Origin of the sequence: Sphaerobacter sp. (genome assembly GCF_019683595.1) — a bacterium.
Taxonomy (GTDB): domain Bacteria; phylum Chloroflexota; class Chloroflexia; order Thermomicrobiales; family Thermomicrobiaceae; genus Sphaerobacter.
Genome location: NZ_JADGHZ010000148.1, coordinates 1 through 8,217, shown reverse-complemented (window position 1 = coordinate 8,217; position 8,217 = coordinate 1). Strand labels below are relative to the sequence as shown.

Here is an 8,217-nt window from a genome sequence, read left to right as displayed (position 1 = left end):
CCTGCGGCCTGGCCACCGGCTCCCTCCTCGCCACCGACCTTCTCACCAGCCCGCTCGCGATCACCCAGGGGCGGATGGCAGTGCCGGCTGGAGGTGGATTGGGAGTGGAAGTGTGATGCGTACGCGGTGGGAGCGGCCCTCACCCTCGACCCCTCTCCCAGCTTTGGGAGAGGGGAGAAGTATCCAGGATGCGATCTGCGACACGGCTCCCGACTATCGTCCCCCCTCTCCCAAGGTTGGGAGAGGGGGTTAGGGGGTGAGGGCCGCGACATGAACCTGCCGACTTCCAGCCATGTCCTCCCCGACTGGCTCGCGTCCCGCGCCCGGAGCACGCCGGAGCGGGTGGCGCTAATGGCCGGTGGGGAGTCCTGGACCTTCGCGGAGCTGGACGCCCGCGTCGACGCCATGGCCCGGCGGCTGGCGGCGCTCGGCGTCGGCGCCGGGGACCGGGTCGCGATCATGCTGCGGAACGGGCCGGCCGTCGTGGAGATCGTCCACGCCCTGGGCCGCCTCGGCGCGGTGCTGGTGCCGATCAATATTCGGCTCACGGCCGGCGAGGTCGCCTGGCAGGTGGCCGACGCCGGCGCCCGGCTTCTGGTGTGTGACGCGCACACCGTGGGTGTGGCGGCAGCCGTGCCGGGGCCGCAGCTCGCGACGGTCGGCGTGGTGCCGGATGCGCCGCCTGGGGCCGTCGCGCTGGAGGCGGTCCCGGAAGCGGACGTGGCGCTGGTCGACCACCACGCTCCGGACGAGGTCCACAGCATCGTCTACACCTCCGGCACGACCGGCCGGCCAAAGGGGGCGCTACTCACCTACGGGAACTTCTGGTGGAGCGCGATCGGCTCGGCGCTCAACCTCGGCTTGCATGCCGACGACCGCTGGCTGGCCTGCCTGCCCCTGTTCCACGTCGGCGGGCTGTCGATCCTGACCCGCGGCGCGATCTACGGCATGACGGTCGTCCTGCATGAGACGTTCGAAGCCGAGGCGGTCAACCGCGCCATCGACGAGGAGCGGGTGACGATTGTCTCGGTCGTGGCGACGATGGTGTGGCGCATGCTCGCGGCGCGCGGCGAAAAGCCGTATCCCCCCTGGCTGCGCTGCCTGCTGCTGGGTGGCGGGCCGGCCCCACGGCCGCTGCTGGAGATGTGCGCCGCGCGTGGCATCCCGGTGATGCAGACCTACGGCCTGACCGAGACGGCGTCGCAGGTGGCGACACTGGCGCCGGAGGACGCGCTCCGCCGGATCGGCTCGGCTGGCAAGCCGCTCTACCCCAATGAGATCCGCATCGAGCGGGACGGGCGACCGGCGGCGCCGGGCGAAGCCGGCGAGATCCTGGTTCGCGGGCCGATTGTGACGGCCGGCTACCATGGGCGGCCGGAGGCCACGGCGCGAGCGATCGTGGACGGCTGGCTGCACACCGGCGATGCCGGCTACCTGGATGAGGACGGCTATCTCTACGTCCTGGATCGGCGCGACGACCTGATCGTCACCGGCGGGGAGAACGTCTACCCGTCCGAGGTGGAGGCGGTGCTGCTGGCCCACCCCAAGGTGCGGGAAGCGGGCGTCATCGGCCTGCCCGACCCCGAGTGGGGCCAGACGGTCGCGGCCGTGGTACGGTTGGATGCGGGAGAGGAACTGTCTGCTGAGGATCTCCGCGCCTTCTGCCGGGGTCGGTTGGCAGGCTATAAGATCCCGTCGCGAATACGTCTTACTCACGAACCGCTACCGCGTAACGCGGGCGGCAAGTTACTGCGGCGGGTGTTGCGCGAGTCCTGGGAGACGTACGATCCGGCGCCTGAACCCTGATTGTACAGGCTGTGGCCGCCATGTAAAATCGGCCGGGCGTTTCATTAGCCGGGCGACAACCCCGCTTAGCGATGTTGGGCAGGTCACGTGTATCTCATTGAGCAGCAGGATGAGGCGCTCAACTACCGGCGCCGCCACAGCGGATTGATCGGGGTTTCCAGTAAAGTACCAATTCGCGACCGCGCGGTATTAAGCCTGGTGTACACCCCTGGCGTAGCCGAGGCGTGCCGAGTCATCAGCGAGGACGCGCTCAGCTCCTTCGAGTTGACCTCGCGCGGCAACACCGTGGCCATCGTTACCGACGGGTCGGATCTCTTCGGCCTGGCGGCCGGGTTGCCCGAGGCCGCGCTGCCGCTGCTGGAGGCCAAGAGCGTCCTCTTCAAGACCTTTGCCGGAATCGACGCCTTCCCGATCTGCCTCGACCAGCGGGATCCGTTGTCTATCGTCGAAACCATCCTGGCGCTCACGCCCACCTTCGGCGCGATCTGTCTGGACCACATCAGCGCGCCGCACAGCTTCACCATCGCCGACCACTTGGAGAAGGGCGGCAACATCCCGGTCTTCAGCAACCAGCACCACGGCAGCTCCATCCTGGTGCTCGGGGCGCTGATGAACGCGCTCAAGGTGGTCGGCAAGGAACTGAATGCCATCCGGGTGGTCATTGCCGGGGCGGGCGTGGCCGGCATCGGCATTGCCCGGCTGCTCCACCGCGTCGGCGTGCGCGACCTGGTCGTGTGCGACCGGGCGGGGGCCATCTACCCCTACCGCCCCTACCGAATGAACTGGGCCAAGGCCTACGTCGCCAAGGAGTCGAACCCGGAGCACCGGCGCGGCAGCCTGGCCGAGATGCTGCGTGGTGCCGATGTCTTCATTGGGGTCTCCACCGGCGATACCGTCACCCCGGAGATGATCGCCGAGATGGCACGGGACCCGATCGTCTTCGCGCTGGCGCTGCCGACGCCGGAGATCTCGCCCCAGGAGGCCAAGGCCGCCGGCGCCGCCGTGGTCGGCACCGGACGCTCCGACCATCCCAACATGATGGACATCTCGCTCGTCTTCCCGGGCGTGTTCCGGGGGTTGCTCGACTCGGGCGCCCGGAACATCCGGCTGCGGACGCTGGTCTACGCCGCCGAGGCGCTGGCGGGGCTCGTGCCGGAGGACGAGTTGCACGCCGACAACATCGTGCCCCGCATCTTCGACTTCCGCGTTGCGCCGACGCTGGCTGCCGCCGTGGTACGTGCGGCGAAGGAGACCGGTGAGGCGGTCCACGACGTGGACCCGGAAGAGGTGGCCGAGAACACCCTGCGCTACGTCTATGAGGGGATGCCCACCGCCCGGACCCGTCCCGCGACGCCGCCGACCCCGCGCCCGCGCACGCTCCGCGAGCAGGCGATCGATCTGCGGCGGCGGCACAACGGCGTGCTGGAGATCCGGAGCAAGATCCCGATCAAGGACCACCACATCCTCAAGCTCCTGTATGTCCCCCCGGCCGCGCTGGCGCCGGTCGCCGAGGTGCAGGACGACCCCAGCGTCGTCTACGATCTAACGGTCAAGGAGAACCTGGTCGCGATCGTGACCGACGGCAGCGCCGTGCTGGGGCTGGGCGACATCGGCCCGCAGGCCGCGCTCCCGGTCATGGAGGGCAAGGCGGTTCTGTTCCAGACGCTGGCGGGCGTTGAGGCCTTCCCGATCTGCGTGGCCGAGCGCGATCCGCAGGCCATCGTCGACATCGTCACCGCCATCGCGCCGTCGTTCGGCGGGATCAACCTGGAGGACATTTCCGCCCCGCGCTGCTTCGAGATCGAGGCGGCCCTGAAGGAGCGGCTCGACCTGCCGGTCTTCCACGATGACCAGCACGGCACGGCGATCATCGTGCTGGCGGCGCTGCTCAACGCCTGCACGCTGCGCGGCACTCCGCTCGAAGAGGTTAAGGTCGTCATCAACGGCGCCGGGTCGGCGGGCGTCGCGGTCGCGCGCCTCCTGCTGACCGTCGGCGTGGGCGACATCATCCTCTGCGACCGGCGGGGCATCGTCCACCGCGGACGTGAGGGGCTGAACCGGGTCAAGGAGGAACTGGCCCGCCTGACCAACAAGGACCAGATCACCGGCACGCTGACCGAAGCCCTCGTCGGAGCGGACGTCTTCATCGGCGTTTCCGTCGCCGGGGCGCTGACGCCGGAGATGATCCGCAGCATGGCGCCCGACCCGATCATCTTCGCCCTGGCCAACCCGGAGCCGGAGATCCTGCCGGACGAGGCCAAGGAAGCCGGGGCGCTGGTGGTGGCGACCGGGCGCTCCGACTACCCCAACCAGGTCAACAACTCGCTGGCCTTCCCCGGTGTCTTCCGCGGCGCGCTCGACGCCCGTGCGACCGACATCAACGACGCGATGAAGCTGGCGGCGGCCCGCGCCATCGCGGATCTGGTCTCGCCCAAGGAATTGAGTCGCGACTTCGTCATCCCCGGTGCGCTGGACCTGCACGTGCCCGCCGCGGTCGCCGCGGCCGTGGCTCGCGCCGCCGTCGAAACCGGCGTCGCCCGCATCCCGGTCGATCCCGAGGAGGTCGCCGCCCGCACCCAGGAGTTGATCTACGAGCGCATCCAGCGGTAGGGGCGTGGTGCGTCATGCGTCATGCGTCATGCGTCCCCCTCACCTCCGATCCCTCTCGGACGGAGCCCACCAGGGGAGAGGGGGGAAGCACGGAATACGGACCACGCAACACGCAACACGCATGACGTATGACGCATCACGCGTCACATCCCCAACTCGTTCCCGCGGGTCCTATTCCACGCCCGGCTCGATCCTGAGGATCGGCCCGGTATAGTTCAGTTGCTGGAGCCTGTCGCGCAGAAGGCGCATGTCGATCTGCGTGGCCGTGGAGCTGACCAGTACGGCGTCGGGGGTGGTGAGCACCGTCGCCCGGCAGGCCTCGTCGACGGTCGTCGCCAGCGCCACGTTGTGCCCTGCTTCGCTCAGTACGTATCGCACCTCCGCAGCCGAGTCCGGATCTGGGTCGATGAGAACGAACTGCATCACCGAGTCCTTCATCGCATGACTGAATTGCACCCATGATTCCCTGCTCACCTTTCCATATTCAACGAATTTGGCTGCGAACGGCGTTACAGTTTGGTTATCCCTCGTGGCAGGCTCGCGCGTGGCGCCGCGCAAGTCACTCGCTCATATGGCTACACTCTTGTGAGGGATCCGCACGCATTGGGAGAGGCGGGAGGGCGTATGACGCACGATCGGAAGGCCGTATTGACCGACATGGATGGGGTGCTCGTGCGCGGTCGGACGGTCATCCCCGGAGCACCGGAGTTCATCGAGCGGCTCATCGCCGACGGACGACCGTTCCTCGTGTTGACCAACAACTCGATGTACCCGCCGGCCATCCTGGCCCACCGCCTCCGGCGCATGGGGCTGGAGATCCCTGAGGAGCGCATCCACACCTCGGCTCTGGCCACCGCGCAGTTCCTCAACAGCCAACACCCCCGCGGCACCGCCTATGTCGTTGGGGAGGATGGGCTCTTCGAGGCGCTGGAGGACATCGGCTACACCTTCACTGACCGTTCTCCCGACTACGTGGTGTTGGGTGAGACCCAGGACTACAGCTTTGAACGGATCACCCGCGCCATCCGGCTGATCCAGGGCGGCGCCCGCTTTATCGCCACCAACCCTGATCCCTCCGGCCCGAGTGACGAGGGGATCGTCCCGGCTACCGGCGCGGTCGCGGCGTTGATCGAGCGCGCCATCGGCGCCGTGCCGTACTTCATCGGCAAGCCGAACCCATTGATGATTCGCACAGCGCTGCGCCGCCTCGGGGAGCACTCCGAGAATACGATCATGATCGGCGATCGGATGGACACGGACATCCTGATCGGGATCGAGAGCGGGTTAGAGACCGTGCTGGTGCTCACCGGTGTGACCACGCGGGAGATGGTGTCCCGGTTCCCCTACCAACCCACCCGGATCGTCGACTCCGTCGCGGAGCTGCCCTAGGCTGACGGCGTCAGACCCGGGCTGCGGGGCGCCGCGTCGTGGGAGGTGTCTGAGGATAGGTGGTGTGAGGATCCTCGCGCGGTGGCGCGTGCCCGGGGCTAGAGCCACCGGGCTGACCAGGAAAGCCGGCTGAAGCCGGCTAACGACGGTGATCCGACCGGGCGGTGAGAGGATCCCCGCGCGCCACGTGTGCCCGGGGCTAAAGCCGCCGGGCTGAATAATGGGTAAGCCCACTGAAGGGGCTACGATGGCGACATCCAGGCGGATTCGATCCGGCACGCCGCCGAGCGCAGCGTTCCCAGCCCCTTCAGTGGGCTTCGCCTTCTCAGCCCGGTGGCTTTAGCCCCGGGCACGCGCCGCGGCGTGAGATCCGTCGCGCCACGCAGCCCGTGTCCCGGCGACGGTGCGGCACCAACCCCGGCGCGCGGCTGCGGCCGCGCGATACCAAAGCGGCTGGGGCCGCCGCACTCCAAAGCCGGCTTCGCCTTATCAGACCGGCGGCACTTGTCCCGGGCATGCGCCACGGCGTATGCACCCACCGCCCTCAAACGCATTCCATCACTCCCATGATCGGTTAGAGTAGACGGCACAGCGGGTGTTCTGCGATGACCCGTGCAGTGATGAAAGGGGCATGGTGATGGGTGCAGCGGCCAGTCGGAGCCGGCGCAGTGAGTGGATCATCGACAAGACCGAGGCGGTGGCGCGCGACGGGATGGTCGCGGCGATGCAGCCGCTGGCGGCCGAGGCGGGCGCGGAGATTCTTGCCCGCGGCGGGAACGCCATCGACGCGGCGGTGGCGACGGCGTTCGCCATCGGGGTGGTCGAGCCGCACATGAGCGGCCTGGGCGGCATCGCCTTCCTCGTGTACCGCGACGGCGCCACCGGCGAGATCACCTGCCTCGACGGCAGCACCGTCCTCCCGGCGGCGATTCGGCCGGAGATGTTCGAGCTGCTGCCCGGTGATCAGCGGGCCGGGATGTACAACTGGCGCGCGGTCAAGGACGACGCGAACAACACCGGCTGGCTCGCGCCCGGGGTACCCGGCATGCCGGCCCTCGTCGGTGAGGCGCACCGGCGCTTCGGGCGGCTGCCCTGGCGCGAGGTTGTGCAGCCCGCCATCCGCCTGGCTGCCGACGGCTTCGAGGTCAACCACTACGTCGCCATGTCGATCGCGTCGAACTGGGATCTGCTCCAGCGCTTCCCGTCGACTCGTCGTGTCTATCTGAAGCCGTCAGGCGCCCCGCCTGCCCCACCGATCTCCGGTCCGGGCGACCGCCTGGTGCAACCCGACCTGGCGCGCACGCTCAGCATCATCGCCGAAAAGGGCGTCGACGTGATCTACCGGGGTGAGATCGCCCGGATGATCGCGGATGAGATGAAGCGCAACGGCGGGTTGATCACCGAGGAGGACCTGGCCGCGCACCGCACCTATGAGCGCTCGCCGCATGTTGCGACCTACCGCGGCTTCCAGATCGCCGGCGCGCTCGAGTCCAGCGGATTCCCCACCGTCGTCGAGGCACTGAAGATCGTCGAAGGGTTCGACCTGGCCGGGGCCGGGTTCCAGACGCCGGATGCGCTGCACCTGATCGCGGAAGCGCTGCGCCGGGCGATGGTCGACCGGCTGCGCCACCTGGGCGACCCGGCGCTCGTGCCGGTGCCGCTCCAGGGCGTCGTCTCGCCGGAGTACGCGGCGGTGCGGCGCGCCACGATCGACCCCGCACGGGCGACGCCGGACGAAGGCCCCGGCGACCCCTGGCCGTTCGACCCCAGCGGCGGCAGCTCCCCGGTCGAGCGCAGCGGCGCCCCTGGCGAGGGGAACACGACGCACATCACCGTCATCGACCGTGACCGGAACATGGTGGCGCTGACCTCGACGCTCGGCGGGATCTTCGGCTGCGGTGTGGTCATCGATGGGACCGGCATCCTGCTCAACAACGCGGTCACCTGGTTCGACCCGGAGCCGGGCGCGGTCGCCTCGATCGGGCCGGGCAAGCGGGTCATGTCGGCCGCGACGCCGGTCGTGGTGCTGCGCGATGGGAAGCCGTTCGCCGCGCTCGGCTCCCCCGGCGGCCGGCGAGTCATGTCGGCCGTCTACCAGATTCTGGTGAACCTGATCGACTACGGGCTGGGCATGCAGGCGGCGATCTCCGCGCCGCGCCTGCACACTGAGGGGCCGGTGCTCGAGATCTCGACCCGCTTCCCGGAGGAGGTGCGCGCCGCCCTGGCCGAGCGCGGCCACCGGATCGTGCCGCGCGACGAGACGCTCTCGTCCAGCTTCTTCGCCCGGCCGAACGGTATCCGGATCGACCCGGAAACGGGCGAGCTGCACGGCGGCGTCTTCCCCTTCACCCCGGCGACGGCGATCGGGGTGTAGGTGCTTACCCCTCACCCCCTGACCCCCTCTCCCACAAG

5 protein-coding genes are annotated in these 8,217 nt (G+C 69.0%); 4 read left to right on the top strand and 1 reads right to left on the bottom strand.

The genetic code is table 11. The features are described 5' to 3' along the window. Positions 1-270 precede the first annotated feature (270 nt). A complete protein-coding gene (locus tag IRZ30_RS13400) occupies positions 271-1,806 on the top strand; it encodes an o-succinylbenzoate--CoA ligase (protein ID WP_294085924.1) in 1,536 nt (511 codons plus the stop codon). 87 nt (positions 1,807-1,893) lie between these two features. Beyond that, positions 1,894-4,416: a malic enzyme-like NAD(P)-binding protein gene (locus IRZ30_RS13395; RefSeq protein WP_294085922.1), complete on the top strand. Its 2,523-nt coding sequence runs from the start codon at positions 1,894-1,896 to the stop codon at positions 4,414-4,416. Between the two features lie 171 nt (positions 4,417-4,587). Here IRZ30_RS13395 and IRZ30_RS13390 read toward each other — a convergent pair whose 3' ends face one another. Further along, the gene (locus IRZ30_RS13390) at positions 4,588-4,839 is read right to left on the bottom strand and encodes a hypothetical protein (protein WP_294085921.1); all 252 of its coding nucleotides are present in this window, start codon (positions 4,837-4,839) and stop codon (positions 4,588-4,590) included. Between the two features lie 201 nt (positions 4,840-5,040). Here IRZ30_RS13390 and IRZ30_RS13385 point away from each other — a divergent pair, with 201 nt between their 5' ends. Together IRZ30_RS13385 and ggt are read left to right on the top strand one after the other, a co-directional pair. Continuing rightward, positions 5,041-5,805, top strand: a complete 765-nt coding sequence (locus IRZ30_RS13385) for an HAD-IIA family hydrolase (protein ID WP_294085920.1) — start codon at positions 5,041-5,043, stop codon at positions 5,803-5,805. 637 nt (positions 5,806-6,442) lie between these two features. Beyond that, on the top strand, positions 6,443-8,179 hold the full coding sequence (gene ggt / locus IRZ30_RS13380; RefSeq protein WP_294085917.1) for a gamma-glutamyltransferase: 1,737 nt from the start codon (positions 6,443-6,445) through the stop codon (positions 8,177-8,179). The last annotated feature ends 38 nt before the right edge of the window (positions 8,180-8,217 follow it).